Raw genomic sequence first — 25475 nt, forward strand, 5'->3', positions numbered from 1 at the left:
AGGCGTCTCAGCTATCCGGCGGGGTGCAGGACGGCCGCGAGTTCGGGGATGCGGGCGCGGTAGCCGTCCAACAGCGAACGGGCCACCGACACCGAGTCCACCAGCGGGTGGGAGGCGAACGCCCGCAGGGCCACGGTCGCCGAGCCGGTCACGGCGGCCTCGATGACGAGCTGCTCGACGGCCTTGACCTGCTGGACGAGCCCGAGGAACTGGCCGTGCAGGGGCCGGGTGGCGAGCGGGCGCACCCCGCCGGGGTCCACCACGCACGGCACCTCCACCACCGCCTCCGGGGGCAGCCCGGGGACCGCCGTACCGTTGCGCACGTTGAGGATCATGGTGTCGGTACCGCCCCGCGCGATGGTCGTCATCAGCGCGAGCGCGATGCCCTCGTACCCGCCCGCCAGCAGGTCGGCGGCGTCGCGCTCCCCCGCCCCCGCGGTCTCGCGGGTCTCGGCCATGTACGACGCGTCGCGCTCCCGGCGGGCGCGCCGCCACACCTCCAGGGCGCGCCCGGGCTCGCGCGCGACCGCCGCGTAGAACTCCGACTGCTGCCGCACCAGCGCCTCGCCCCGGGTCTGCGGGGCGCCGCCGATCGCGGCCACGGCCTCGCGGGTGAAGTAGTAGTAATAGAGGTATTCGTTCGGCAGCGCGCCGAGCGACCGCACCCAGTCGGGGCCGAACAACCGCGACTCCTCCACTCCCTTGAGCGCCGCGTCGTCGGCGAGAAGGTCGGGCAGGACGTCCCGCCCGTCGTGGACGAGGCCGCGCAGCCAGCCGAGGTGGTTCAGCCCGACGTAGTCGGGGGCGGTCCTGCCGGGGTCCAGGCCGAGGGACCGCGCGGCCCGGCGGACCAACCCCAGCGGGGAGTCGCAGATGCCCACCACACGGTCGCCCAGCACCCGCTGCATGGCCTCTGTGATCATGCCCGCGGGGTTGGTGAAGTTGATCACCCATGCCCGGGGGGCGACGGCGGCGACGCGCTCGGCGACGCGCAGGGCCACCGGGATCGTGCGCAGCCCGAACGCGATGCCCCCGGGGCCGACCGTCTCCTGGCCGAGCAGTCCGAGGCCGAGCGGCACCCGTTCGTCCGCCGTGCGCCCCTCCAGGCCGCCGACGCGGATCGCCGAGAACACGAAATCGGCGTCGCGCAGGGCGTCGTCCAGGTCCGTGGTGGCGCGGACGCGCGGCGGGTCGTCGTGCCCGGCCGCGAGTTGGGCGCACACATGGCCCATGGCGGTCAGGCGCTCCTCGGACAGGTCGTACAGGACGACCTCCTCCACCCGCGGCCTGCCGGTGTCGCGCAGCAGCGCGCCGTACACCAGCGGGACGCGGAAACCGCCGCCGCCGAGGATGGTCAACCTCATGCTCGCTCCTCGTGCTCGCCCGTCCGCCTCGCGGCGCGGCCGTTCATGTCAGCAGCACCTCGGCGCCCGCCTCGCCGAGCGCGCGGAGGGTCGCCTCGTCGGCGCCGTCGTTGGTCACCACGGCGTCGATCTCGTCCGGCCCGCACACGCGCAGCGCGCCCGAACCAGGGAACTTGTGCCGGTCGACGACCAGCACGACCTGGCCCGCGGCCGCCATCATGGCCCGCTTCAGGGGAACCTCCGCCACGGTGGAGTCGGTCACCTGCCCGTCGGGCCGCACGCCGCTGGCGCTCAGGAACAGGCGGTCGGCGCAGACCTGGCGCAGGGCCTGCTCGGTGAGCACGCCCACAAGGGAATGGTAGGCGCGGCGAAGCATGCCGCCGTCGCCCCGGCGAGGCGGACACGCTGCATGATCTCGGCATGCCGGACGCGCTGGAGCACTCAAGGATCGTATCAGTCATGTGTGAGCACAATTAAGCAAAAATGCGCACGATCATCCGTCGACTCTTGATATAGGCGGCCAAAACATGCAAGAGTGCGCACATTCTTCTCACCGTCGAGGAGGACCCACTTCCGTGTCTGTCCAGGCCTACGACCCACTCGCCGCTCTACGCCGTCCAGACGGGCCGGAGTTCGACGTGTTCACCGCCGGCACCGTGTTCCTGGACATCGTCTTCACCGGTCTCCAGGCGATGCCCGCCGCCGGCACCGAGGTCTGGGCCGAAGGGATGGGGTCCTGCCCCGGAGGCATCGCCAACCTCGCCATCGCCGCCGGCCGCCTCGGGCTGCGCACCTCCATGGCCGCCGCCTTCGGGGACGACGACTACGCCGACTTCAACTGGCGCATCCTGTCCGAGCAGGAATCCGTGGACCTGTCGAGATCGCGCCGTTTCAAGCAGTGGCACTCCCCCGTGACCGTCTCCATGGCCGTCAACCGCGACCGCAGCATGGTCACCCACGGTCACCCCCCGCCCATGGCCGCGACCGAGATGATCGGACGTCCCCCGCGCTCCAGCGCCGTGATCGCGCCGCTGTCCATCGAGGAGCCGCTCGGCAGCGCCGACTCCTGCACCTGGGCCGACCAGGCCCGCAAGGACGGCGCCCTGATCTTCGCCGACGTGGGCTGGGACCCCTCGGAGACCTGGGCGCCCTCCCTGCTCGACCAGCTGGAGGTGTGCCACGCGTTCATGCCGAACGCCGTCGAGGCCATGTCCTACACCGGCACCGAGACGCCCCGCGAGGCCCTGTACGCCATCGCCGACCGCGTCCCGCTCGCCGTGGTGACCGACGGCGCCAACGGCGCGATGGCCATCGACTCCACCACCGGCGAGGAGGCGTACGTCCCGGCGCTGCGGGTGACCGCGCTCGACCCGACCGGCGCCGGGGACGTCTTCGGGGCCGGGCTCGTGCTCGGCACCCTGGCCCACTGGCCGCTCGGCGACCGCCTGGCCTTCGCGGGGGTCTGCTCGGCGCTGGCCGTGCAGCAGTTCGGCGGGTCGCTGGCCGCGCCGGGGTGGGGGGACATCGCCGACTGGTGGCACGACGTCCGGGAGGCCGCGGGACACAGCGGGGCCTACATCGAATCGCTCGCCCGCCGCTACGCCTTCCTCGACACCCTGGTCCCGACCGTGCCCGTGGGGGCCGTCCGGCGCGCGGCCGCCACCATGTCCCTGCACGCCGACGTCTCCGCCGGAGCCGAGCCGGTCGACAAGAAGGGAAACTGAGCGCGCACCGCCCGGAATTCCCTACATTTCTCACAGGGAATAGCCCTCCGGCGGCGGGGGTTGTCGCGCCTGGGCCCGTCGGGCGCCCGGGTGTCCTCCCGCGCCTGGTCTCGGAACGACTGTGAAGAAGGGGAGCACCATGACGACATGGCCCGCGCTCGGCAAGGTCGGGGTGTGGCGCAACGCGTCGCAGGTGACGCCCGCCCTGGCGGCGTCACTGGAAGAACTCGGCTACGGCGCCGTCTGGCTCGGCGGATCCCCCGGCGGTGACCTGCGGATCGCCGAGGACATCCTCGCCGCGACCGCCACGCTCACCGTGGCCACCGGCATCGTCAACATCTGGCAGGACGATGCCGCCGCCATCGGCGCCGCCTACCACCGCATCGCGGACGCCCATCCCGGCCGCTTCCTGCTCGGCGTCGGCGCCGGACACCGCGAGGCCACGGCCCGCTACGCCAAGCCGTACGATGCGCTCGCGGCCTACCTCGACGGGCTCGACGCGGCGAAGGTCCCGGTCGAGGGCAGGGCGCTGGCCGCGCTCGGGCCGAAGGTGCTGCGGCTGTCCGCCGAGAGGAGCGCGGGCGCGCACCCGTATCTGACCGTTCCCGAGCACACCCGGCAGGCGCGGGAGATCCTCGGCGATGGGGTCCTGCTGGCCCCTGAGCAGAAGGTCGTCGTGTCGGAGGACGCCGAGGCGGCCCGGCGGATCGCGCGGGAAACGGTGCACTTCTACCTTCGCCTCAGCAACTACACCAGCAACCTGCGCAGGCTCGGGTTCGGCGACGACGACCTGGCGGGCAGGGGCAGCGACCGGCTCGTCGACGCGCTCGTGGCCCAGGGCGACCCGGCGACGATCAAGCGCCGCGTGGACGAGCACCTCGCCGCGGGCGCGGACCACGTGAGCGTCCAGCTCCTGACGGCCGAAGACCAGGACCCGCTGCCGGGGTACCGCGCCCTCGCCGAGGTGCTGTTCTCCTGAACCGGGTCTCACGCCCGGACACCGGAGGGGCCGCCGAAGTCGCCGCGGCCCATCCGGGGGGGCGACGTGGTGGCCGAGGACCCGGTCAGCCCGCCTCCGTTTCAGGGGCGGACGGGCGGGCCTTGCTGGGTTGGACGCGTTTCGGTTCGCCGGGCATCTTGGGGTAGTTGGGCGGGTACGGCAGGTCGCCGCGTTCGTCCTTCGCGTACCACTCCAGGAGCGGCTCGATGGTGAACGCGCGGTCGTCGATCTCTCTGTGGACGTCGCCGAGCGCGGCGAAGCGGGGCGGGACGGTGCGGATGTCGAAGTCGCGCGGGTCGACCTCGGCCAGTTCCTCCCAGGTCACGGGTGCCGAGACCGGGGCGTGCGGCTTGGCGCGGACGGAGTAGGCGCTGGCGATCGTGCGGTCGCGGGCGTTCTGGTTGTAGTCGATGAAGACCTTCTCGCCGCGTTCCTCCTTCCACCAGGCGGTGGTGGCGAGGTCGGGACGGCGGCGCTCGACCTCGCGGGCGAGGGCGATGGCGCTCTGGCGGACCTCGGTGAAGGACCGGTCGCGCGCGATGCGCACGTTGATGTGGATGCCCCGGCTGCCGGAGGTCTTCGGGAAGCCGCGCATGCCGAGCTCGTCGAGGATCTCGCGGACGACGAACGCGGCGGCCCGCGCGTCCTCGAAGCCGGTGCCGGGCTGGGGGTCGATGTCGATGCGCAGCTCGTCGGGATGCTCGACGTCGTCGGCGCGCGTGGGCCAGGGGTGGAAGTCGATCGTGGCGAGGTTGGCGCAGTAGGCGATCGCGGCCACCTCGGTCACCCGCAGGGCATCGGCCGTGCGCCCGCTCGGGAAACGGATCGTGACGGTCCGCAGCCACTCGGGGTGTTTGGGCGGCATGCGTTTCTGGTAGATCGCCTCGGTGGCCACGCCGTCGGGGTGGCGCTTGAGGTAGGTCGGGCGATCTTTCAGGGCGCGCAGCGCGCCATCGCCGACGGAGATGTAGTACTCGACCAGGTCGCGCTTGGTCGCCCCGATCTCGGGGAAATAGATCTTGTCCGGGTTCGTGACCTTGATGACCCGGTCTCCGACATTGAGCTCGATGAACGGCGACGCCATGCTCCGACCGTACCCTCCGGCTGTGACAAAAGGCGGGCGGGGGACGGTCCGTCCCGGAGCGCCTCTGTGGCGGACCGCGCTCGGACGGGACGGACCCCCCGGGATCGCCCGCCGGACGGGCGCTGACGTCTCCCCCGCCCGGTGACCTCCCCGAACGGCGCGCGGAAGCGGGGATGTACCGGCGATCTTCCTCGTAGGAGGTGATCAGCCCCCATACCGGTGAAGACGCCGGAACCGGGCCGGCAGGATGCTCGCGACGGAAAGCTTTCCGCCGGGCCGACGGTCCGTATACGCGCCCGGGGTTGTGCACCGCCCGGTCAGTCCGGTCGGGGTCGAGGGGGTTTGCGGGGCTTCCTCACCCGTACCCGGGTCTTGCCACAGATCTCGCAGCGCTGCGTCACCACCTGGCCGATGGCCTCGATGGTGTCCCACCTGTGGCGTATGTGCACAGAGCTCCAGACCGAACCAAACCAGAGTCTGCGGGTGGCACCACCCCACAAGCGTCTCTACCCGCGCATGACGCGGCCATGCGCCGTTCGTTACTCTTCGAACGCGAGCGATCACCCTGGCGGACCACGGGCCGGTCAGCCGACCGGTTCGAGGTGGAGGGAGACGGAGTTGATGCAGTACCGGTCGTCGGTGGGGGTCGGGTAGCCCTCACCGTGGAAGACGTGCCCGAGATGGGAGTCGCAGCGGGCGCACCGGACCTCGACCCGCACCATGCCGAGCGAGCGGTCCTCGATCAGCGTCACGGCGTCGGACTCGGCCGGTTCGAAGAACGAGGGCCACCCGCAGTGGGAATCGAACTTGGCCTCGGAGCGGAACAGTTCGGCCCCGCAGGCGCGGCAGGAGTAGACCCCCACGGTCTTGGTGTCGACGTACTCCCCCGTGAACGGACGCTCGGTGCCCGCCTGGCGCAGGACGCGGAACTCTTCGGGAGACAGCTGGACCCGCCACTCGGCGTCGCTCTTGACCACCTTTTCCATGCCCTCAAGCCTATGCGGGCCGGGGCGGGGCCGCCGTCCGCGGGCGTGCGCCGCGGGGACATGTAAGGGCCTCGTAATCCCTTGCCGTGGCCGGGCTGCCGCCTACTTGGGTGAGGGGGCGGACAGGCGGCAGGAGGTGTCGTCCGGGCCGGCGATGTTGGCGAGGACGGGGTTGCCGTTCTGCCCGTACTTCGCCTGGACGAACACCACGGGGCTCTGGTCGCCGACCTCCTGGAGCAGGTACTCCATGCCCCGCTTGCACAGGTCGAGCGCGGACTTGGAGTTGTGCGCCGACTGCGGCAGGTCGGTGTAGATGCGAAGGTACTTCCCGGTCGTCCTGATGTCGGTGATCCGCTTGACCGCCTTGTCGTCCGCCCACCGCTGCCTGAAGTAGCTGATCGCCTTGCCGTCGGTGTGCCGGCTCGGCCCCGACGCGGTGTCGGCGGGGTCGCGGCGCTTCTTCTTCGCCTTCTTGGCGGGAGCGGCCTCCGCGGCCGTGACGTCGGAACCCGCCGTGGCCTTGGGACCCGCCGTGACGCCCAGGTCCGCCGGGACGGACGGCGCGACGCCCCCGCCGGCCGGCGCGGGCGCGGCGGCGGCGCCGTCCTGCGGGCGCGCGAACACGGCGACGACCGCGAGGGCCGCCACCACTACGGCCGCCACCCCGGAGAAGATCTGCAATAACCACGCACGGCGGCTTTTGCGCCGCCTGTGCCCCCCTCGCCTGGAACGTACCAGGCCATTGCCCCTGTTCACCCTCTGCCTCACATCGACACGGGAATCACCCACGAGTATGCCAAAGATCGCGAGCCCGCGTGGGTTGTTCCTGAAATATCAGACGTGGTCGCTTTTGAGGCGTCGGTGACGGATGTCCCGTTCTGGGGGATTCGACGGTCACGGCAGGGCGGTGACCAGCTCCTCCAGCGGCTTGCGCGTGCCGGTGTAGAACGGCACCTCCAGCCGGGTGTGCCTGCGGGCCTCCGACGCGCGCAGATGACGCATCAGGTCGACGATGCGGTGCAGCTCGTCGGCCTCGAACGCGAGGATCCATTCGAAGTCGTTGAGCGCGAACGACGCCACCGTGTTCGCCCGCACGTCGGGATAGTCACGGGCGAGCCTGCCGTGCTCGGCGAGCATGGCGCGGCGCTCGGAGTCCTCCAGCAGGTACCACTCGAGGGAGCGCACGAACGGGTACACGCAGACGTACCCGCGCGGCTCCTCCTCCGCGAGGAACGCCGGGATGTGCGACTTGTTGAACTCGGCCGGCCGGTGCAGCGCCATGACCGACCACACCGGCTCGCTGGCGCGGCCCAGGGACGTGCGCCGGAAGCGGCCGTAGACCTCCTGCAGGTCCTCGGGCGTGGGCGCGTGCCACCAGAACATGTAGTCGGCGTCGGCGCGGAACCCCGCCACCTCGTAGGCCCCGCGCGTCACGACGTCCTTCTGCGCGGCCTGCGACAGCACGGACTCGACCTCGTGCGCGGCCTCCTGCCGGTCGCCCGGCAGCGGCTCGCGCACCCGGAAGACCGACCACATGGTGTAGCGGATGACCTGGTTGAGATCGCGGGCCTTCGGCCGCGCGCCACTCTCCGTCGTCACTTGAACTCGCCTTCCATCGAAGCGTTCGTCGTTCCCGGCGCGGTCGACCCGGCGCCGTTCTTCAGCTGGGTGCGGGGCCGCTCAGCGGGCGCCGGCCGCGGGATGCCCCTCCCGCCATTCTCCCTCGCGCCGCTCGTCGAGGTACGCGAGGATGCCCGCCGCGGCCGTGCGCGCGGTGGCCACGCACGCGGGCACGCCGAGCCCGTCGTAGGCCGCGCCGCAGACCGCGAGCCCCGGCTGGACGGCCACGGCCGCGCGGACGCGCGCCACCCGGTCCAGGTGGCCGACCTCGTACTGCGGCAGGGCGCCGCCCCAGCGGGTCACCCGGCTGTCCAGGGGCAGCCCGCGCACGCGCATGACCTCGGCCATCTCGCCCATGGCCAGGGCCACCAGCTCGTCGTCGGCGCGCTGCAGCAGGTACTCCTCGCCGAGGCGGCCGACGGAGCAGCGCAGCACCAGCACGCCGGGGTCGGCGTCGGCCAGATGGGGCCACTTCACCGAGCTGAACGTCACCGCCTTGACCGCGCGCCCCTCGACCGGCGGCACCAGGTAGCCGCTGCCGGCCGGCGGCTCGGGGAACGCCGCGCGCGGGTAGGCGAGCGTGACGATCGCCATGCTCGCGTACTCGATGCGGGCCAGCTCGGCGGCGGCCTTGGGCACCTCGGCGGCGAGCAGCCGGGCCGCGGCGGGGGCGGGGACCGCGATCACCACGGCGTCGGCCTCGACGACCTCCGGCGACCTCGTGGGACCGGTCACCAGGCGCCAGCCCTCGGGCGTGCGCGCGAGCTCGCGCACCATGACGCCGGTCCTGATCTCGGCGCCCGAGGCGCGGGCCACGGCCTCGGGCAGGCCGCCCATGCCGCCGCTCAGCGTGGTGAAGACGGGCCCGGCGTCCTTGGGGGCGTCGTCGGCGATGCCGCGCGCGGCCCTCAGCAGCGAGCGCTCGGTGCGGGCCACGGCCGCGATGTGCGGCATGGTGGCGTCCAGCGAGAGCGTCTCGGCGCGGCCGGCGTAGACCCCGCCGAGCAGCGGCTCGACCAGGCGGTCGACGACCTCGCCGCCCATGCGCGCGCGGATGTAGGCGGCCACCGACACGTCGGAGCTGATCAGCGTCGCCGGAAGGATCTGGTCGACCGGCACCCGGGCCAGCCCGGCCGGCGAGAGGATGCCCGAGCGCCCGAGCTCGGCGACGTCGGCGGGGACGCCCATGACCTGCCGCTTCGGCATGGCGCGCAGCGCGCCCCTGCTGTAGATCGAGGCGCCGGCCGGGGCGGGGTGGACGAGCTCGTCGCCGAGGCCCACCGCGCGGGCCAGCTCGCGGCCTTCGGGACGGCGGGCCAGCATGGCCTCGGCGCCCTCGTCGACGGGGATGCCCGCGACCTCCGAGGTCCGCAGCTTGCCCCCGACGCGGGGAGCGCCGTCCAGGACTGTCACGGCGAGGCCGGGGTCCTCGTGCCGCAGATGCCACGCCGCGGCCAGGCCCGCTATGCCCCCGCCCACGACCACGACGTGCCGCCGAGTCCCTTCCATGCCCCAAGACGTTACCCGCCTAGGGCGTCGCCCCGGACGGCGGCCGGGCCCGGCCTGGGGACGAACCCCTCGGCGGTAGGGGGCCGGGCGGCCGCCCAGAACGTGACGGCATTGTGACGTGCGCCACCCAACCGCGGGCCCGCCGCACCCGTCAACAGGGGCATGAGCAGATTACGGTGCCGTGCGGCCCTGCTGGCGTCCCTCACAGGGGCCGTCGTCCTGTTGGCGGGCTGCGGAGGCGGAGACGGTGGCATGGTCGCCGTCGGCAGCGCGCCCGCCGCGCGCCAGGACGCGGCGCGGATGCCGGTCCCGGCCGACGCGAGTGCGGAGGTGGCGAGCGGCTCGGCGGGCTCCGGCGGCGCGGCCCCTCAGCGGGACGCGGCGGCCGGTGAGGCGGGCTCCCCCGTGAAGATCGCCGAACCGGTGCGGTCGATCGTCTACACCGGCGACATGACGGTCCGGGCGAAGGACGTGACCGCGGCCGCGGAGAAGGCCAAGCAGATCGTCGCCGCGTCGGGCGGGCGCCTGGACACCGAGGAGTCCACCTCGGACGAGGGCGGGGGTGGCGCGACGCTGGTCTTCAAGGTGCCGCCGGACGGCTACCAGGCCCTTCTCGGGCGGCTCGGCAAGGAGCTCGGCAAGCGGGAGGCGCTGCGCCAGGCCACCGAGGATGTGACCGAGCAGGTCGCCGACGTCGACAGCCGGTTGAAGTCGGCGCAGTCCTCGCTGGACCAGCTCCGCTCGCTGCTGAGCAAGGCCAAGACGATCGGGGAGGTCCTGTCGGTCGAACGGGAGATCTCCACCAGGGAGGCCGACCTGGAGTCGCTCCAGGCCCGGCAGAAGTCGCTGGCGGCGCGGACCGCCGAGGCCACGCTCACCCTGCGCGTCGTCGGGCCCGCCGCGGTCATCCCGGATCCGGAAGACGACCCGCCGGGCTTCCTGAGCGGTCTCAGGGACGGCTGGGACGCCCTGGTGACGAGCTTCAAGGTCGTGCTGACGGTGCTGGGCGCGCTGCTGCCCTGGCTGGTCGTGCTGGCGGTGGTGTGGTTCGCCGTCTCCGCCGTACGCCGCCGCGCAAGGCGCCGGCGCGCGGAGGCCGAGCGCGCGGAAGCCGAGCGCGTCGTGGCCGTGGCCGCCGCGCCCGCGGCCCCCGACGGCGAGGGCGAGCGTCGCGAGGCCGCGGCGGAGGGCTCGCCCGCCCCCGAGCCAGGGCGGCCGGAGGCGTGACGGCGGTCAGCGGGCGGAGGCCTCGTGGACGAGGTCGGTGAGGCGGGCGAGCTGGGCGGGGTCGGTGGACGGCAGCACGCCGTGGCCGAGGTTGAACACGTGCCCCTCGGCCGCCCGCCCGCGCGCCAGGATGTCGCGGGCACGGCGCTCGACGACCTCCCACGGCGCGAGCAGGATCGCCGGGTCGAGGTTGCCCTGGAGGGCCTTGCCGGGGCCGACGCGGCGCGTGGCCTCGTCCAGCGGCACCCGCCAGTCGACCCCCACGACGTCGGCGCCGGCCTCGCCGAGCAGCCCGAGCAGTTCGCCGGTGCCCACGCCGAAGTGGATGCGCGGCACGTCCAGGTCGGCCAGGCCCGCGAAGATGCGGCTGGTGTACGGGAGGACGAACTCGCGGTAGTCCTCGGGGGCGACGGCGCCGACCCAGGAGTCGAAGAGCTGGAGCGCCGAGGCGCCCGCGTCGGCCTGCACCCGCAGGTAGGCGATGGTGATGTCGGTGAGGCGGCCCATGAGCGCGTGCCACAGCCGGGGGTCGCCGTACATCATGGCCTTGGTGTGGTCGTGGTTCTTGGAAGGGCCGCCCTCGATGAGGTAGGACGCGAGCGTGAACGGCGCGCCCGCGAAGCCGATCAGCGGGGTGGGGCCGAGCTCCTTGGCGAGCGCCTGGACGGCCTCGGTGACGTAGGGCACGTCGTCGGGGTCCAGGGGGCGCAGCGCGTCGAGCGCGGCGCGGTCACGGACCGGCTCGGCGACCACGGGGCCGACGCCGGGCTTGATGTCGAGGTCGACGCCGATGGCCTTGAGCGGCACGACGATGTCGCTGAAGAAGATCGCCGCGTCCACCCCGTACCGCCGCACGGGCTGCATCGTGATCTCCACGATGAGGTCGGGGGTCGCGCACGCGGTGAGCATCGGCGCGCCGGAGCGGACGGCGCGGTACTCGGGCAGTGAGCGGCCCGCCTGCCGCATGTACCAGACGGGGGTGTGCGGCACCGGCAGGCGGCGGCAGGCGCGGATGAACAGGGATTCGGCGGTCTCGGAGTTCACCCTTCCAGAGTGCCATGGAGGGGTGCCGGTCCACGTATCGCGTGCGTGCTCAGATCTCGCCGCCCGGGAGGGCGACGGGGGCCGGTCCGGGCGGTTTCGCGGGCACCGGAGGTGGTCCCGGGGGCAATACCAAAGCTTGCCGCGAAAACGATATTTACCGGGCGGATGTCCGGCGATGATGATGGAAGCCGCGATCCGTACACTATGTCTGGTTCGACGGCCGGCCGAGGGCCCGCACCGGAGGGCAGGCCGCGTCAACGCGCTCCCAGGCACGGGTACAGTACGTCTCACGAGAGGTCCGTGATCATGTCGCGGCTGGTTCAAATGTTCGTCAAATCGCCGCGCGGCGGCGATTCGGTGACCACTTTCGGGACACGCCGAGCGCGTTGCGGGGAAATGTCGCCGTGACGTGTCAACGTCGGACCAGCCCCGAGTTCACGGACAGGGCCCGCGGGGGGAGCGTCGGCCAGGCGGCGCGCAGTCTTGTCCGCGCGAACTCTCGATCTTGGGACCCGACGAAAGGCCCGCGATGACCGCGATGTGGAGTTCCTCCGAGCACCGCACTGTGCATTGTGCGCACCTTGCCGTCGAACGGGGCGTGGCGCGGCTCCCTCGCCTCGACGCGCACGACGGCCGCCGATTCCTGGGGTGTGCGGAGCGTGGCGGCGCCCCGGTGACGAGAGCTTGATCACCATCCATGCATTCCGCGCATACCCCCCTGTTCCCGGCACCACCCGTTCCGGCCTACGCTGCAATCATGACCATCGGTGACGCGCCGCCGGCCCCCGCCGCATTCCGGCGGGCCCTGGCGAGCCTGCGTCCCGCCGATGTCAGGCCGGAGATCGAGCTGGAGGACATCCCCGCGCCGCAGCGGCTGGCCCCCTACTCCGGCGCGGTCGGCGCGTCGGTCTACCGCGGCGACGACGAGCTCGCCGTCGGCCGCCTGATCATGCTGTTCGACCCCGACGGCCAGCGCGGCTGGGACGGCCCCTTCCGCCTGGTCGCCTACGTCCGCGCCGACATGGAGCCCGAGATCACCTCCGACCCGATGCTCGGGCCTGTGGCGTGGAGCTGGCTGACCGAGGCCCTCGACTCCCACGGGGCCGGGTACGCCGCGGCGGGCGGCACCGTCACCCGCGCGGTGTCGGAGGGCTTCGGCAACAAGGCCGACGACCCGATCACCACCGAGCTGGAGCTGCGCGCGTCGTGGTCCCCGCTGGAGGAGGACCTGTCGGCCCACGTCGCCGCATGGTGCGACCTGATGTGCCTCGCGGCGGGCATCCCACCCCTGCCACCTGACGTCGCGGCCCTCCCGCCGCGGTCCGCGCGTCGAGAAGACCCGGAGCCCTTCAGGACGTGACCGACGACGAAATCATCCCCGCATCCGAAATAGTGCCGCTCCTGGAACCCCGCGAGGGCATCCCGCCGGTCATCGAGGACGCCGGCGCGCTCGCGGCGGCCGTCCGCGCGTTCGCCAAGGGCACGGGCCCGGTGGCCGTCGACGCCGAGCGCGCCTCCGGCTACCGCTACAGCGGCCGTGCCTACCTGGTGCAGCTCCGCCGCGCCGGGGCGGGCAGCGTGCTCGTCGACCCGGTCGCCTGCCCCGACCTGTCGGAGCTCGACGAGGCGCTGGCCGACGCCGAGATCGTGCTGCACGCCGCCACGCAGGACCTCGCCTGCCTCGCCGAGCTGGGCTTCACCCCCCGCACCCTGTTCGACACCGAGCTCGCCGGGCGCCTGCTCGGGTACGAGCGCGTCGGCCTCGGCACGATGGTCGAGAACGTCCTCGGCCTGCGCCTGGAGAAGGGCCACTCGGCGGCCGACTGGTCGCAGCGCCCCCTCCCCGAGGACTGGCTGCGCTACGCCGTGCTGGACGTCGAGGTGCTCATCGAGCTGCGCGACAAGCTGTACGAGGAGCTTTCCACCGGCGGGAAGCTCACGTGGGCGCAGGAGGAGTTCGCCGCCATCCTCGCCGCTCCCCCGTCGCCGCCGCGCACCGACCCATGGCGGCGCACCTCCGGCATTCACCGCGTGCGCACGCTGCGCGGGCTGGCCGTGGTGCGCGAGCTGTGGACGCTGCGCGACGAACTGGCCCGCGAGTCCGACCTCGCGCCCGGCCGCGTGCTGCCGGACTCGGCGATCGTGACCGCGGCGCTGGACCAGCCGCGCACCACCAAGGCGCTGACCGAGATCGCGCCGTTCACCGGGCGCAGCGCCCGGCGTCACCTGCGCGAGTGGCTGAACGCCATCGGCCGCGCCCGCGCGCTGGCCGAGACCGAGCTCCCGCAGCCCAGCGGGCCGGGCGAGGGTCCTCCCCCCGCCAACCGGTGGGCCGACCGCGACCCCGCGGCGGCCAGGCGCCTGGCCGCCGCCCGCGCCGCCGTGGCGGCCCTGGCCGACGCCAACCGCATGCCCACGGAGAACCTGCTGCAGCCGGAGGCGATCCGGCGCCTGACCTGGGAGCCGCCCGCCGACCTCGGCGACGAGGGGGTGGCGGCGCGGCTGCGCGAGCTCGGGGCGCGCGGGTGGCAGATCGAGCTGACGGCGCATCCCCTGTCCCAGGCGCTGATCCGCCTCGTGGTCAAGGGCGAGATCGACGAGCCCCCGCCCGCGTCCCTGACGAACTGACCCGCGGGCACCGCCACGGCGCCCGCGGACCTTCGGCACAGCGGGGGGCCGGTCAGCCGGTCACCGGCCTCACGCTGTCGCGGAGCACGACCTCTCCGCCGACCGTCTCGCGCCTGGGGACGCCCTCGTGGCCGAGGGCCAGGTCCAGCGCCAGCGAGCCCATGCGCGCCAGCGGCAGCCGCACGGTCGTGAGGGAGGGGACCAGGTCGCGCAGGGGGGCGATGTCGTCGAACCCCGCGAGCGACATGTCGCGCGGCACCTCGACGCCGTTCTCCCTCAGGGCGGCGAGGGCTCCGGTCGCCATGACGTCGGTCACCGCGAACACACAGGTCACGTCACTGCGCAGGGCCAGCAGCTCGCAGGTGGCGGCGTGCCCGCCGTCGCGGTCGAACGCGCCGCGCACCACCAGCGGCGGCGGGAGCCCGAGGTCGGAGAGCGCGGCGGCGAACCCCCCGGCGCGGTCGATCGCGGTCAGCAGGTTGGGCGGCCCGGCGAGCGTCGCGAAACGGCGGTGCCCGAGGCCGGCCAGCGCCACCGCCAGGTCGTAGGCCCCCTCGCGGTTCAGCGGGGCCACGGTGTCGGTGCCGAGGATGTCCTGGCCGATGACGGCGACGCGTCCCCCGCCGGCGCGGTACACGTCCAGCTCGGCGCGCAGCCGGCGCAGGACGGCCTCGTCCGTGACCCGGGAGCCCGCGATCAGCACGGCCCGGGCGCGCTGGGCGTTGAGCGTGGCCACCAGCGCGATCTCGCGCTCGGGGTCGCGGTAGGTGGTGCCCAGGGTGACGACCATGTCGTGGCCGTCGGCCGCGCGGATCGCGCCGTCGGCGATGGCGGCGAAGTAGGGGTCGGTGAGGTCCTGGATCACGATGCCGACGACGTTGCTCGCGCCGCGCGCCAGGGTCTGGGCTGCGGCGTCGACGCGGTAGCCGAGCTTGGCGGCCGAGAACTCGACCCGCTCGCGCATGACCGCGCCGACGTGACGTGTGCTGCCGTTGAGGACCCGCGAGGCGGTCGCCAGCGACACCCCCGCGTGCCTGGCGATGTCTTCGAGCGTGGCCATGATCGCCTCCCGTGGCCGGCGTGCCGCCGCGGGGCCGGACCGACGGCCCAGACCCCCATACGCACGGTAACCGATCCCGGCAACGATCAGGTGACGGGCACCCGGGACTCCCGCTCGACGCGGCTGTGCCGCCTGCCGTACAGGAAGTAGATCACGACTCCGGCGCCCATCCAGACCAGGAAGCGCAGCCAGGTCTCCGCCGGCAGGTTGAGCATGAGGTAGAGGCAGGCCAGCACCGAGAGGACGGGGACGAGCGGCACCAGCGGCGTGCGGAAGGCCCGCGGCAGGTCGGGGCGGGTGCGGCGCAGGATCACCACGCCCACCGACACCAGGACGAACGCGAACAGCGTGCCGATGTTGACCAGCTCGGCCAGCGCCGAGAGCGGGATCAGCCCCGCCAGCAGCGCGGTGACCGCCCCGATGATGATCGTGATGACGTACGGCGTGCCGAAGCGGGGATGGACGGCGGCCAGGGGCCGGGGCAGCAGGTTGTCGCGGCTCATCGCGAAGAACACGCGGCTCTGGCCGAGCATGAGGATCATCACGACCGTCGTCAGCCCCGCCAGCGCGCCCACGCTGATGATCGTGGCCAGCCAGTTCTGCCCGAGCGCGCGGAACGCGCCGGCCAGCGGGGCCGATCTGTTCAGCCGGTCGTACCGCTGCATGCCGACGACGACCAGCGACACCGCGACGTACAGGAAGGTGCAGATGGCCAGGGAGGCGATGATGCCGACCGGCAGGTCGCGCTGGGGGCGGCGGGTCTCCTCGGCGGCGGTGGCGACGATGTCGAAGCCGATGAAGGCGAAGAAGACGATGGCGGCGCCCGAGAACACGCCGAGCACCCCGTAGGCGACCGGGGTGAGGCCGAACAGGGTCTGGATCAGCGGCGCCTTGAGCCCCTCGACCGCCGGCGTGGGGTGCGCGGGCGGGATGAACGGGGTGAAGTTCGCGCTCCTCACGAAGAACAGCCCCGCCACGATCACCAGCAGGATCACGGCCACCTTGACGGTGACGATGACGAGGTTGAACCGCGCGGACAGCTTGATGCCGGCCACCAGCACGGCCGTGAGCGCCAGCACGATGACGGCCGCCGGGACGTTGAACGTCGCGTTCTCCCCTGTCAGCGACGACGGCAGGTCGACGCCCATGGCGGCCAGCAGCTCGGCGAAGTACCCCGACCAGCCGACCGCGACCACGGCCCCGCCGAGGGCCAACTCCAGCATGAGGTCCCAGCCGACGATCCACGCCGGGAACTCGCCGAGCGTGGCGTAGGAGAAGGTGTACGCCGACCCGGCCACCGGCACGGTGGAGGCGAACTCGGCGTAGCACAGGGCCGCGAGGGCGCAGACGACGCCGGCGATGACGAACGACAGCGCGACCGCCGGGCCGGAGGTCTCCCGGGCGACCTGCCCGGTCAGGACGAAGATGCCCGTACCGACGATCACGCCGACGCCGAACACGGTCAGGTCGAGCGCGCTCAGGTGGCGCCGCAGCCGATGCCCGGAACCCTCGGTGTCCTCGATCGACAGCTCGACCGGCTTCGTCCGGAACATCGTCCGCAGCACAGACATTCGGCACGCCCCTGATCGCCCTCGACCATGTGCTACACCTTCACGAGGAAAGCGCACACCACGAGTACCCCAGGTCAGACCGAACATTCCTCCCCGTTTCCGCCGGGCGCCGACCGGCGGAAAGGAGGATCACGGGCGTCGGTCAGGAGGCGGGGTGCTCCTCCAGGACGGGCGCGCCGCGGGTGACGGTCTCGGTGATCCGGCGGGCGATGTCCTGCCCGGTGAGGCCCGCCTCGGCGAGGATCTTGGGCCGCTTGGCGTGGCCGAGGAACCGCTGGGGGACGCCGAACGTGCGCACCGGGACGTCGATCTCGGCGTCCCTGAGCAGGCGCGCCACGGCGTCGCCCACCCCGCCGACCCGGCCGTTGTCCTCGACGACGGCGACGAGCCGGGCGGCGCGCGCGGCGCCCGCCAGCGCGTCGTCCAGCGGCTTGACCCAGCGCGGGTCGACGATGGTGGCCGAGATGCCGTGCGCGTCCAGCAGTGCGGCGGCCTCCAGGCAGATCGCGGCCATGGGGCCGACGGCCACCAGCAGGACGTCGGCGCTCTCACCGCCGTCCCGCAGGACGTCCATCGCGCCGAGCTTTCCGGTGGCGGGGATCTCGGGCCCGACCGCGCCCTTGGGGAACCGCAGGACGGTCGGGCCGTCGTCCACCTCGACCGCCTCGCCGAGCAGCTCGCGCAGCCGCGAGGCGTCGCGCGGCGCGGCGATCGACAGTCCGGGGACGACCTGGAGGATCGACAGGTCCCACATGCCGTTGTGGCTCGCGCCGTCGTCGCCGGTGACGCCGGCGCGGTCCAGCACGACGGTGACGGGCAGGCGGTGCAGCGCGACGTCCATCAGGAGCTGGTCGAAGGCGCGGTTGAGGAACGTGGCGTAGACGGCGACGACCGGGTGCACGCCACCGAGGGCGAGGCCCGCCGCGCTGGTCAGGGCGTGCTGCTCGGCGATGCCGACGTCGTAGATGCGCGAGGGGTAGGCCTCGGCGAACGCGGCCAGGCCGGTGGGGTGCAGCATGGCGGCGGTGATCGCCACCAGGTCGGGCCGCTCGGCGCCGAGCCGGACGAGCTCCTGGCCGAAGACGTTGGTCCAGCCGTGGGGCCGGGGCTGCTCCTCGCCGGTCAGCGGGTCGAAGGGCTGCGGCGAGTGGAAGCAGTCCTCGTCGTGGTTCTCGGCGTGCGCGTAGCCGTGGCCCTTGGTGGTGAGGACGTGGACGATGACGGGGCCGCGGAAGTCGCGCGCCTTGCGCAGGGCCGCCTCGACCGCCTGCTCGTCGTGGCCGTCGATCGGGCCGACGTACTTCAGCCCGAGGTCCTCGAACATGACCTGGGGCGCCAGGACGTCCTTGATGCCCTTCTTGACGCCGTGCAGCGTGTCGTACAGCGGGGCGCCGACGACGGGGACGCGGCCGAGGTTGTGCTTGACGAACTCCAGCATGTGCTCGTAGTTCTGCGTCATGCGCAGGGACGCCAGGTGGGAGGCCAGCCCGCCGATGGTGGGCGAGTAGGACCTGCCGTTGTCGTTGACGACGATGACCAGCGGCAGGTCGGGGTCCTTGGCGTGGCCGGCGATGTTGTTGAGCGCCTCCCAGGCCATGCCGCCGGTCAGCGCGCCGTCGCCGATCACCGCGACGACCGTGCGGCCGGTCTCGCCGCGCAGCTTGTAGGCCTTGGCCAGGCCGTCGGCGTAGGACAGGGCCGTCGAGGCGTGGGAGTTCTCGATGATGTCGTGCTCGGACTCGGCCTGGCTCGGGTACCCCGACAGGCCGCCCTCCTTGCGCAGGGTGTCGAAGTCGCCGGCGCGGCCCGTGAGCATCTTGTGGACGTACGCCTGGTGGCCGGTGTCCCACAGGATGCGATCGCGCGGGGAGTCGAACACGCGGTGCAGCGCGATGGTCAGCTCGACGACGCCCAGGTTGGGGCCGAGGTGACCGCCCGTACGGGAGGTCGTGGAGACGAGAAGGTCACGGATCTCGGCGGCCAGGAGGGGCAGTTCGCCGGGCTCCAGCCGCTTGAGGTCCCCTGGACCCTTCACCGAGGCGAGAAGGTCGGCCTGTCCGTCATCAGGACCGTCGCTCCGCTGGCTCCGCTCGCTCACGGAATCATCTCCTCCACTTGCTCGCCTGTTTACCTGTTCGCCGACCTGGCCCGAAGTCTATTTGCCCAAGGATCCCACCCCGGCGGCGCTCCCGTGAGAGCCTCGCCAAACCTTCACAGCTTGCCCACATTAGATCGGTTTTACGAGGTGTGGGCGTGTCGCGTACCCTCATGGGGTCATGCGCAAGCTCTCCCTTGTCGTCCTGTTGGCCCTGGTCGCACCGCTGCTCTTCCAGGGCACATCCTGGGCCTATCCGATCAAGAACGCGCCGGTCCTCACCGGGAGCCCGCTGTACTCCTCCGGGCCTCTTCCCCGCACGTCCTGTCCCGAACAGCCCGTGGAGGCGGGGGACGTCGCCTCGGCCAAGCGCTACCTGACTCCGCTGGTCTCGTGCCTGAACGACGTGTGGTCGGCCCAGTTCAAGCGGGCGGGCATCCCGTTCGTCGCGCCGACTGTGAAGTTCATCACCAAGCCCCAGCGGGCGTGCGGGGACAAGTGGGGCAAGTACGTCCAGGCGATCTACTGCAACCCGACGCGCCAGATCGTGTTCCTGCTGGACAAGTCCGTCATGAGCAACGCCGAGGACCTCTTCCTCATGGACGTGATCGCCCACGAGTACGGCCACCACGTCCAGAACCTCGCGGGCATGTGGAAGGCCTACAACAACCTCCCCGGCCGCGGCCGGTCGGAGTACGACGAGCAGACCCGCAGGCACGAACTCCAGGCCGAATGCCTGGCGGGCGCCTTCATCGGCAGCGTCTGGAGTTCCCTCGACCGTTCCACGGACGACTGGCGGGCGCTGCTGGAAGCCGACCGGCGCAGCGGCGACGAGACCACCGACGCGCGCGACCACGGCAAGGGCCGCAACATCGCCAACTGGCTGAACCGCGGCTTCAAGGCCGCGGGCCCGGCCGCGTGCAACTCCTGGATCGCCGGCGCCTCGATGGTGGCGTAGAGAGCGGTCCCCGGCAGAGAGCGGCCCGGCTAGGCGCCCACGCGGGCGAGGGCGTCCAGAGGGTCGGCGAGCACTTGGGCGAAGGCCAGCTCGGCGGCCCCCACCAGCGTCGTGTCGTCCCCGAGCACGGGGGTGCGCAGCCGCAGGTGCTCGCGGGAGGCGTGCAGGACGTCGGTGTTGATCCGGCTGCGCACCTGGGCCGCGGCGCCCAGGTAGATCTCCCTGAGCATGCCCCCGAAGACGACGATCTCGGGGTTGAAGATGTTCACCAGGTTGGCCACGCCGAGGCCGAGCCAGTCGCCCACGCGCAGCAGAGCCTCGCGGGCGACGACGTCGCCGCGGTCGGCGGCGTCCACGACCGCGCGCACGGCGTCACGGCCGACCTGGTGGCCGAACCGCCCGGCGGCCTCCAGCAGCGCCCGCTCCCCCACCTCGGCCTCCAGGCAGCCGCGGGACCCGCAGCCGCACGGCCGTCCCCCCGCGTTGACCACCATGTGCCCGACCTCGCCGCCGTAGCCGCCGTGGCCGCCGAGCAACTGACCGGAGGCGATGATGCCGCCGCCGATGCCGACGTCGCCGTGCAGGTAGATGAGGTCACGGGACCCGGCCCCGACGCCCCGGGCCTGCTCGGCGAGCGCGCCGAGGTTGGCGTCGTTGCCCACGGCGACGGGGATGCCGAGCCCCAGCCTGGACTCCAGCTCCGCGCCGAGGGGAACGTCCGAGACGCCCAGGTTCGGGCTGAATCTGACGACGCCGTCGAGCCGGCGGACGCCGCCGGAGAAGGAGACGCCCGCGCCCACGCACACCGCGTCGGCGCCGACCTTCTTCAGCATCCGGCCGGTGAAGCCCGCCAGCAGGCCGGACACCTCGCCGAGCGAGAATGGGCCACGCTCGCGCGGGGACTCGACGCGGTCGAGGATCACGCCGCCCAGGCCCACCCGGGCGGCGACGAGCCGGTCGACGCCGATGTCGAACGCCAGGACGTACACCCGGGACGACTCGGGACGCACCACCAGGGACGGGCGGCCCGCCCGCCCGGTCTCCCCGGGCAGTTCCTCGCGGACGAGGCCCGCCGCGGTGAGGTCGGCGGTGAGCGCCATGATCGTGCTGCGGTTGAGCCCCATCCTGCTGGTGAGCTCGGCGCGGGAGGTGGGCCCGCTGAGATGGACGTGCCGCAGGAGCGCCCCGAGGTTCTGGCGCCGGATCTCCTCCTGCGAGGGCCCCGCGCGCATCATCGTTGGTCCTCTGGTTCGTTCGTGCTGTCACATAGGCGGAGCGGCGAGGCCGTCCCCGGACAGGCCGCGCGCCGGCGGCACACCGGCACGGGAACCCCGCCGGTGTTCATATGAACACCATAGACGTTCCTTGGCAAATTACTGGGACGGACAGGCAGGAATCACCCTAGACCAGAGGCGGCGGCGCGCTTGCGGGAGAGCGCGTCGACCCCGGCGGCCAGGAGCAGGACCAGCCCGGTGACGATGTACTTGACGCTCGCGCTGTAACCCATCAGGCCCATGCCGTTGTTGATGACCGCGACCACGGCGCCGCCGAGCAGCGCGTCCAGCACCCTGCCCTTGCCTCCGAACAGGCTGGTGCCGCCGATGACCGCGGCGCCGACCGCGAACAGCAGCACGTCGCTGCCGCCCGTGCTGGGGTCGACGGAACTGGCCTGGGACGCCAGGACGATGCCGCCCACGGACGCCATGCCGGAGCAGATGACGAAGGCGCTGACCCGGATGCGGTCCACGTTGATGCCGGCGCGGCGGGCGGCCTCGGCGTTGCCGCCGACGGCGTAGATGTGCCGGCCGAAGGCCGTGCGGCGCAGGACGAACGTCCAGAAGATCAGCAGCGCCAGGATGATCGGGACGACGATCGGCACGCCCTTGAGCGAGACCAGCAGGGCGTTGCGGCTGCGCTCCAGGTTCAGGGCGTAGACCGCGAGCCCGCCGAGGATCGCCAGCGCGCCCACCCGGACGGCGATGAGCGTGACCGGGTCGGCCGAGAGGCCGCGGCCGGCGCGGCGGCGCGCCCGCACGATCTGCAGGGCGGCGTACGCGAGGACGCACACCGCGTACAAGATCCAGCCGAGGGCCGGCGGGAGGTACCTGTTCTCGATCGCGATGATCACCGGGTCGCGGATGGCGATGTTGTTGCCCTCGCGCACCAGGACGAGGAGCGCGCCCTGGAAGGCGAGGAAGGCGGCCAGCGTCACCACGAAGGAGGGAATGCCGAGCTTGGCGACCAGCGCGCCGAGCGCGAGGCCGATCACGACGCCGGTGAGGATCGCCGCGCCGACGCTGACGTACCACGGCAGGCCGTTCTGGGTCATGGCGACGGCGAGCACCGCCGCGCAGACGCCGCTGGTCCACCCCGCGGACAGGTCGATCTCACCGAGGAGCAGGACGAAGACCAGTCCCATGGCGATCACGCTGATCGCGGCGCCCTGGGTGAACAGGTTGGCGAAGTTGATCGCCGATAGGAACACCGGCCGCAGGATCGCGAAGGTGGTGCACAGCACGAGCAACCCGAGGATGGCCGGCAGGGCGCCCATGTCACCGCCCCGGACCCGTCCGATGTAGGCACGGACGTTCTCGCCGATGCCGGGCGACGGCGCGGCGGTCTTCGTGCCGGGAAGCATCGTCGTACTCATGCGGTGACTCCGTTGACGTTCTGCAGGCCGAGCTCGCCGCTGCGTCCCGAGGTGATCAGCTCGACGACCTGCGCGTGGGTGACGTCGGCCGTCTTCACCTGCGCGGCCATGCGGCCGAGGTACAGCGCCGCGATCCGGTCCGAGACGGCGAAGACGTCGTTCATGTTGTGCGAGATGAGGATCACCGCCAGGCCGTTGTCGGCCAGCCGGCGCACCAGCTCCAGCACCTGGGCGGTCTGGGCGACGCCGAGCGCGGCGGTGGGCTCGTCCAGGATGACGACCTTGCTGTTCCACAGCACGGCCTTGGCGATGGCGACGGTCTGCCGCTGGCCGCCGGACAGGCTGGACACGAGCTGCCGGATCGACTTGACGGTGCGGACGGAGAGGCTGTCGAGGGTCTTGGCCGCCATCTCCTCCATCGTCGCCTCGTCCAGGACGAGCCCGCTCCTCTTCTCGCGGCCCAGGAACATGTTCTGGACGATGTCCAGGTTGTCGCACAGGGCGAGGTCCTGATAAACGATCTCGATGCCGAGGTCGGCGGCCTCGCGCGGGCTGTTCACCTGCACCGGGCGGCCGTCGAACAGCATCTCGCCCGCGTCGATCGGGTAGGTGCCGCCGATGCACTTGACCAGGGTGGACTTGCCGGCGCCGTTGTCGCCGACAAGTGCGGTGACCTCTCCGGCGTACGCCGAGAAGGCGACCTCGTGCAGGACCTGCACGGGTCCGAAGCTCTTGTCGAGCCCGCGGATCTCCAGGACGGGTTGCGATGACACGTTGCTCCTAAGAGATTGACGGTACACGCCGCGCACCCCGGCGGGGAGACCTCCTGTGGGAGGCCTCCCCGGGAAGCGGCGGCCGTACCGGACCTCGGTTCTACTGGATTCCGGCCTTGGTGCAGAGGTCGGCGAACTCGCCCGTGCAGAGCTCGTCCTTGCTGACGAAGCCGTCGGCGACGACGTCCTTGACGCTGTCGAAGGTGATCGCCTGCGGGTCCAGCAGGACGGACGGGACGTCCTGGTTGGTCTGGGCGTCCTTGGTGACCCCGCTCACGGTCGGCTTCTCGCCGTTGGCGAGCGCGATGGCGAGCTGGGAGGCCGCGTCGGCCTCCTTCTTGACGGCCTTGTACACGGTCATGCACTGGTCGCCGGTGAGGATGTTCTGCAGGCCCTGGACGCCCGCGTCCTGGCCGGTCACCGGCACCTTGCCGTTGAGCTTCTGCTTCTTCAGCACGGTGATGGCGGCGTTGCCGAGGTTGTCGTTCGCCGCGAGCACACCCGCGATCTTGGGCTGGGAGGTCAGCATCTGCTCGAACATCGTGCCGCCCTTGACCGGGTCCCACTCCGGCACGGACTCGTCCGGGCCCTTGGTGTACTCGCCGGAGTCGAACTTCGGCTGGAGCACGCCGTCGTAGCCCTGCTTGAACAGCGTCGCGTTGTTGTCCGTCGGCGAGCCGTTGAGCTCGGCGATGATGGGCTTGTCGACCTTCTTGTCGGTGAGGCACTGGACCAGGCCCTCGCCCTGAAGCTGGCCGACCTTGACGTTGTCGAAGCTGACGTAGTACGACGCGCCGCCGCCGAGGGTCAGGCGGTCGTAGTCGATGACCGGGACACCCTGGGCCTTGGCCTTGTCGATGACGGCCTTGCCGGTGCCGCTGTCCAGGTTGACGATCAGCAGCACGGTGGCGCCGTTGGTGATCATCTGGTCGGCGATCGTCTGGAACGCGGTCTTGTCGTTCTGCGCGTTCTGGATGTCGTAGGCGACGCCCGCGGCCTTGAACGCCTCTTCGAGGAACTTGTGGTCGGCGGTCTCCCAGCGGGGAGACGACTTGCTGTCGGGCAGGATCACGCCGATCTTGCCCGGCTTGGCCTCGGAGGACGTGGAGGCGCCCCCACTGGACGGTGCCGCGCTGGTGTCACCACTGTCGCTGCCCCCGCAGGCGGTGAGACCGAGAGTGAGCGCCGCCGCGGCGGCGGTCAGGCCGAGGATCCCCTTGCGCATGGGTGCACGGGTCCTTTCTGCAGAGATCGCCACGGGAGGCGTGGCGTTGGGGGTCTGGGTGGAAGGTGCCCGGCCGAGCTCTGACCGGGGGAAGGAACGGCTTCCACCGGGTCGCGGCTTGGCCGTTTCTTGAATGTTGTTTGCGGCAACGTATTCCGATCCGGGCCGGTGCGCCAGACCTCCGGGCGTCAAAATTTGTTGCCGCCGGTAACAATCGGGAAACGCATGCTTAACCTGCGAGGCTGCGCGTGATCAGCACGAAGGCCGAGACGGCGGCCACCACGAGGATCCCGGTCCGGATCCTTCCCCCGTCCATGAACCGCCGCAGCGGCCCCGACGCCGCGAACCCGGCGACCATGAACGGGATCAGCGCCGCGCCCCAGAGGACCGACCGGAGCGGCAGCCTGCCGACGACGGCGAGGACGCCGAGCGACTGCAGGGCGGCCAGGAAGAAGAACAGCGCCAGCGTCGCGCGGATCCTCGGCCCCTTCTCGTGCTGGTACACGATGCCGAGCGGCGGCCCGCCGATGCCGGTGGCGGTTCCCGTGATCCCGGAGATGAGCCCGGCGGCGGTCAGCGTGAAGCCGTTCTTGGGCACGGCCAGGGCCGAGGCCGTGACCGCCACCGCCACGAGCACCATCACGCCGACCAGGACGCCGAGCGCCCGCGTGCTGACGTAGAGGACGACGAGCCCGCCGAGCGCCGTCCCCGGCAGCCTGCCGAGCAGCGCGAACCCCAGCCCCCGCCAGTCGATCGCGCGCCATTCCGCGACCAGCGTCAGCAGCGGCAGGGTGGCGTTGACCACCTGGACGCCGCCCGGCATGACCGTGGGGTCCAGCACCGTGATGATCGGCGCGGCCAGCAAGCCCAGCCCGAACCCGACCCCTCCCTGCACCACCGCCCCGACGAATACCGCCAAACCACCCAGAAATATCAGAAGTACCTCGTGACCCATGC

The 25475-nt window shown here is 72.1% G+C and carries 22 protein-coding genes; 6 read left to right on the forward strand and 16 right to left on the reverse strand.

The window, feature by feature from the left end:
- Positions 1–11: 11 nt before the first annotated feature.
- Positions 12–1364 (reverse strand): 6-phospho-beta-glucosidase, encoded by a 1353-nt coding sequence (locus AB0M95_RS16045; RefSeq protein WP_363764455.1) that lies wholly within the window; start codon positions 1362–1364, stop codon positions 12–14.
- Between the two features lie 43 nt (positions 1365–1407).
- On the reverse strand, positions 1408–1740 hold the full coding sequence (locus tag AB0M95_RS16050) for a hypothetical protein (RefSeq protein WP_363764458.1): 333 nt from the start codon (positions 1738–1740) through the stop codon (positions 1408–1410).
- 199 nt (positions 1741–1939) lie between these two features.
- Between AB0M95_RS16050 and AB0M95_RS16055 the strand changes: the two genes are divergently transcribed.
- Both AB0M95_RS16055 and AB0M95_RS16060 read left to right on the forward strand, forming a co-directional pair.
- A complete protein-coding gene (locus AB0M95_RS16055; protein WP_358510215.1) occupies positions 1940–3088 on the forward strand; it encodes a PfkB family carbohydrate kinase in 1149 nt (382 codons plus the stop codon).
- Between the two features lie 139 nt (positions 3089–3227).
- On the forward strand, positions 3228–4067 hold the full coding sequence (locus AB0M95_RS16060; RefSeq protein ID WP_363764462.1) for an LLM class F420-dependent oxidoreductase: 840 nt from the start codon (positions 3228–3230) through the stop codon (positions 4065–4067).
- A gap of 85 nt (positions 4068–4152) precedes the next feature.
- Here AB0M95_RS16060 and ligD read toward each other — a convergent pair whose 3' ends face one another.
- From ligD to hemG, 5 genes are all read right to left on the reverse strand, one after another.
- Positions 4153–5172, reverse strand: coding sequence for a non-homologous end-joining DNA ligase (gene ligD, locus AB0M95_RS16065; RefSeq protein ID WP_363764465.1), 1020 nt, complete (start codon positions 5170–5172; stop codon positions 4153–4155).
- 584 nt (positions 5173–5756) lie between these two features.
- Entirely contained in the window at positions 5757–6158 is a 402-nt protein-coding gene (msrB, locus tag AB0M95_RS16070; RefSeq protein WP_358510224.1) for a peptide-methionine (R)-S-oxide reductase MsrB, read from the reverse strand.
- A gap of 102 nt (positions 6159–6260) precedes the next feature.
- Positions 6261–6821, reverse strand: a complete 561-nt coding sequence (locus AB0M95_RS16075) for a hypothetical protein (RefSeq protein WP_363764468.1) — start codon at positions 6819–6821, stop codon at positions 6261–6263.
- A gap of 231 nt (positions 6822–7052) precedes the next feature.
- Positions 7053–7757 (reverse strand): hydrogen peroxide-dependent heme synthase, encoded by a 705-nt coding sequence (hemQ, locus tag AB0M95_RS16080; protein ID WP_358510230.1) that lies wholly within the window; start codon positions 7755–7757, stop codon positions 7053–7055.
- Between the two features lie 81 nt (positions 7758–7838).
- On the reverse strand, positions 7839–9287 hold the full coding sequence (gene hemG / locus AB0M95_RS16085) for a protoporphyrinogen oxidase (RefSeq protein WP_363764472.1): 1449 nt from the start codon (positions 9285–9287) through the stop codon (positions 7839–7841).
- A 162-nt stretch (positions 9288–9449) separates the two neighbouring features.
- Between hemG and AB0M95_RS16090 the strand changes: the two genes are divergently transcribed.
- The gene (locus AB0M95_RS16090) at positions 9450–10514 is read left to right on the forward strand and encodes a DUF4349 domain-containing protein (protein WP_363764475.1); all 1065 of its coding nucleotides are present in this window, start codon (positions 9450–9452) and stop codon (positions 10512–10514) included.
- Between the two features lie 6 nt (positions 10515–10520).
- Here AB0M95_RS16090 and hemE read toward each other — a convergent pair whose 3' ends face one another.
- On the reverse strand, positions 10521–11558 hold the full coding sequence (gene hemE / locus AB0M95_RS16095) for a uroporphyrinogen decarboxylase (protein ID WP_363764478.1): 1038 nt from the start codon (positions 11556–11558) through the stop codon (positions 10521–10523).
- Between the two features lie 757 nt (positions 11559–12315).
- On the opposite strand from hemE, the gene AB0M95_RS16100 reads away from it, so the two are divergent.
- Both AB0M95_RS16100 and AB0M95_RS16105 read left to right on the forward strand, forming a co-directional pair.
- Complete coding sequence (locus AB0M95_RS16100; protein ID WP_363764481.1) at positions 12316–12918, forward strand: DUF3000 domain-containing protein; 603 nt, start codon at positions 12316–12318, stop codon at positions 12916–12918.
- A complete protein-coding gene (locus AB0M95_RS16105) occupies positions 12915–14186 on the forward strand; it encodes an HRDC domain-containing protein (protein ID WP_363764484.1) in 1272 nt (423 codons plus the stop codon). Before AB0M95_RS16100 ends, AB0M95_RS16105 begins: the two co-directional genes overlap by 4 nt.
- 52 nt (positions 14187–14238) lie before the next feature.
- Here AB0M95_RS16105 and AB0M95_RS16110 read toward each other — a convergent pair whose 3' ends face one another.
- The 3 genes from AB0M95_RS16110 to dxs all read right to left on the reverse strand — a co-directional run bounded on the left by AB0M95_RS16110 (position 14239) and on the right by dxs (position 18915).
- On the reverse strand, positions 14239–15246 hold the full coding sequence (locus AB0M95_RS16110; RefSeq protein WP_363764487.1) for a LacI family DNA-binding transcriptional regulator: 1008 nt from the start codon (positions 15244–15246) through the stop codon (positions 14239–14241).
- An 86-nt stretch (positions 15247–15332) separates the two neighbouring features.
- Positions 15333–16817: an amino acid permease gene (locus tag AB0M95_RS16115; RefSeq protein ID WP_363764490.1), complete on the reverse strand. Its 1485-nt coding sequence runs from the start codon at positions 16815–16817 to the stop codon at positions 15333–15335.
- Between the two features lie 142 nt (positions 16818–16959).
- Complete coding sequence (gene dxs, locus AB0M95_RS16120; RefSeq protein WP_363764493.1) at positions 16960–18915, reverse strand: 1-deoxy-D-xylulose-5-phosphate synthase; 1956 nt, start codon at positions 18913–18915, stop codon at positions 16960–16962.
- A 178-nt stretch (positions 18916–19093) separates the two neighbouring features.
- Here dxs and AB0M95_RS16125 point away from each other — a divergent pair, with 178 nt between their 5' ends.
- Positions 19094–19870 carry a neutral zinc metallopeptidase gene (locus AB0M95_RS16125; protein WP_363764496.1) on the forward strand — a complete coding sequence of 259 codons (777 nt, stop codon included), beginning with the start codon at positions 19094–19096 and terminating at the stop codon, positions 19868–19870.
- A gap of 29 nt (positions 19871–19899) precedes the next feature.
- Here the strand turns inward: AB0M95_RS16125 and AB0M95_RS16130 are convergent, their stop codons facing one another.
- The 5 genes from AB0M95_RS16130 to AB0M95_RS16150 form a co-directional block, all read right to left on the reverse strand.
- Positions 19900–21102 (reverse strand): ROK family transcriptional regulator, encoded by a 1203-nt coding sequence (locus AB0M95_RS16130; RefSeq protein ID WP_363764570.1) that lies wholly within the window; start codon positions 21100–21102, stop codon positions 19900–19902.
- Between the two features lie 164 nt (positions 21103–21266).
- Positions 21267–22520 (reverse strand): ABC transporter permease, encoded by a 1254-nt coding sequence (locus tag AB0M95_RS16135; protein ID WP_363764498.1) that lies wholly within the window; start codon positions 22518–22520, stop codon positions 21267–21269.
- The gene (locus tag AB0M95_RS16140) at positions 22517–23293 is read right to left on the reverse strand and encodes an ATP-binding cassette domain-containing protein (protein ID WP_358510264.1); all 777 of its coding nucleotides are present in this window, start codon (positions 23291–23293) and stop codon (positions 22517–22519) included. The genes AB0M95_RS16135 and AB0M95_RS16140 overlap by 4 nt, the downstream gene beginning before the upstream one ends.
- 100 nt (positions 23294–23393) lie before the next feature.
- Positions 23394–24518, reverse strand: a complete 1125-nt coding sequence (locus AB0M95_RS16145; RefSeq protein WP_363764501.1) for a substrate-binding domain-containing protein — start codon at positions 24516–24518, stop codon at positions 23394–23396.
- A gap of 229 nt (positions 24519–24747) precedes the next feature.
- Positions 24748–25473 carry a TSUP family transporter gene (locus tag AB0M95_RS16150; protein ID WP_358510269.1) on the reverse strand — a complete coding sequence of 242 codons (726 nt, stop codon included), beginning with the start codon at positions 25471–25473 and terminating at the stop codon, positions 24748–24750.
- Positions 25474–25475: the final 2 nt, after the last annotated feature.

The sequence above is a fragment of the Sphaerisporangium sp. NPDC051017 genome, assembly GCF_040683095.1.
Classification (GTDB): Bacteria; Actinomycetota; Actinomycetes; order Streptosporangiales; family Streptosporangiaceae; genus Sphaerisporangium.

What these genes read in the sequence shown, in the direction of transcription:
- AB0M95_RS16110 (WP_363764487.1), bottom strand. Translation starts at nt 15,246, where the DNA reads ATGGCCACGCTCGAAGACATCGCCAGGCACGCGGGGGTGTCGCTGGCG.
- ligD (WP_363764465.1), bottom strand. Translation starts at nt 5,172, where the DNA reads ATGGCGTCGCCGTTCATCGAGCTCAATGTCGGAGACCGGGTCATCAAG.
- AB0M95_RS16115 (WP_363764490.1), bottom strand. Translation starts at nt 16,817, where the DNA reads ATGTCTGTGCTGCGGACGATGTTCCGGACGAAGCCGGTCGAGCTGTCG.
- hemG (WP_363764472.1), bottom strand. Translation starts at nt 9,287, where the DNA reads ATGGAAGGGACTCGGCGGCACGTCGTGGTCGTGGGCGGGGGCATAGCG.
- AB0M95_RS16045 (WP_363764455.1), bottom strand. Translation starts at nt 1,364, where the DNA reads ATGAGGTTGACCATCCTCGGCGGCGGCGGTTTCCGCGTCCCGCTGGTG.
- AB0M95_RS16150 (WP_358510269.1), bottom strand. Translation starts at nt 25,473, where the DNA reads ATGGGTCACGAGGTACTTCTGATATTTCTGGGTGGTTTGGCGGTATTC.
- AB0M95_RS16125 (WP_363764496.1), top strand. Translation starts at nt 19,094, where the DNA reads ATGCGCAAGCTCTCCCTTGTCGTCCTGTTGGCCCTGGTCGCACCGCTG.
- AB0M95_RS16130 (WP_363764570.1), bottom strand. Translation starts at nt 21,102, where the DNA reads ATGCGCGCGGGGCCCTCGCAGGAGGAGATCCGGCGCCAGAACCTCGGG.
- msrB (WP_358510224.1), bottom strand. Translation starts at nt 6,158, where the DNA reads ATGGAAAAGGTGGTCAAGAGCGACGCCGAGTGGCGGGTCCAGCTGTCT.
- AB0M95_RS16100 (WP_363764481.1), top strand. Translation starts at nt 12,316, where the DNA reads ATGACCATCGGTGACGCGCCGCCGGCCCCCGCCGCATTCCGGCGGGCC.
- AB0M95_RS16145 (WP_363764501.1), bottom strand. Translation starts at nt 24,518, where the DNA reads ATGCGCAAGGGGATCCTCGGCCTGACCGCCGCCGCGGCGGCGCTCACT.
- AB0M95_RS16060 (WP_363764462.1), top strand. Translation starts at nt 3,228, where the DNA reads ATGACGACATGGCCCGCGCTCGGCAAGGTCGGGGTGTGGCGCAACGCG.
- AB0M95_RS16090 (WP_363764475.1), top strand. Translation starts at nt 9,450, where the DNA reads ATGAGCAGATTACGGTGCCGTGCGGCCCTGCTGGCGTCCCTCACAGGG.
- AB0M95_RS16135 (WP_363764498.1), bottom strand. Translation starts at nt 22,520, where the DNA reads ATGAGTACGACGATGCTTCCCGGCACGAAGACCGCCGCGCCGTCGCCC.
- AB0M95_RS16050 (WP_363764458.1), bottom strand. Translation starts at nt 1,740, where the DNA reads ATGCTTCGCCGCGCCTACCATTCCCTTGTGGGCGTGCTCACCGAGCAG.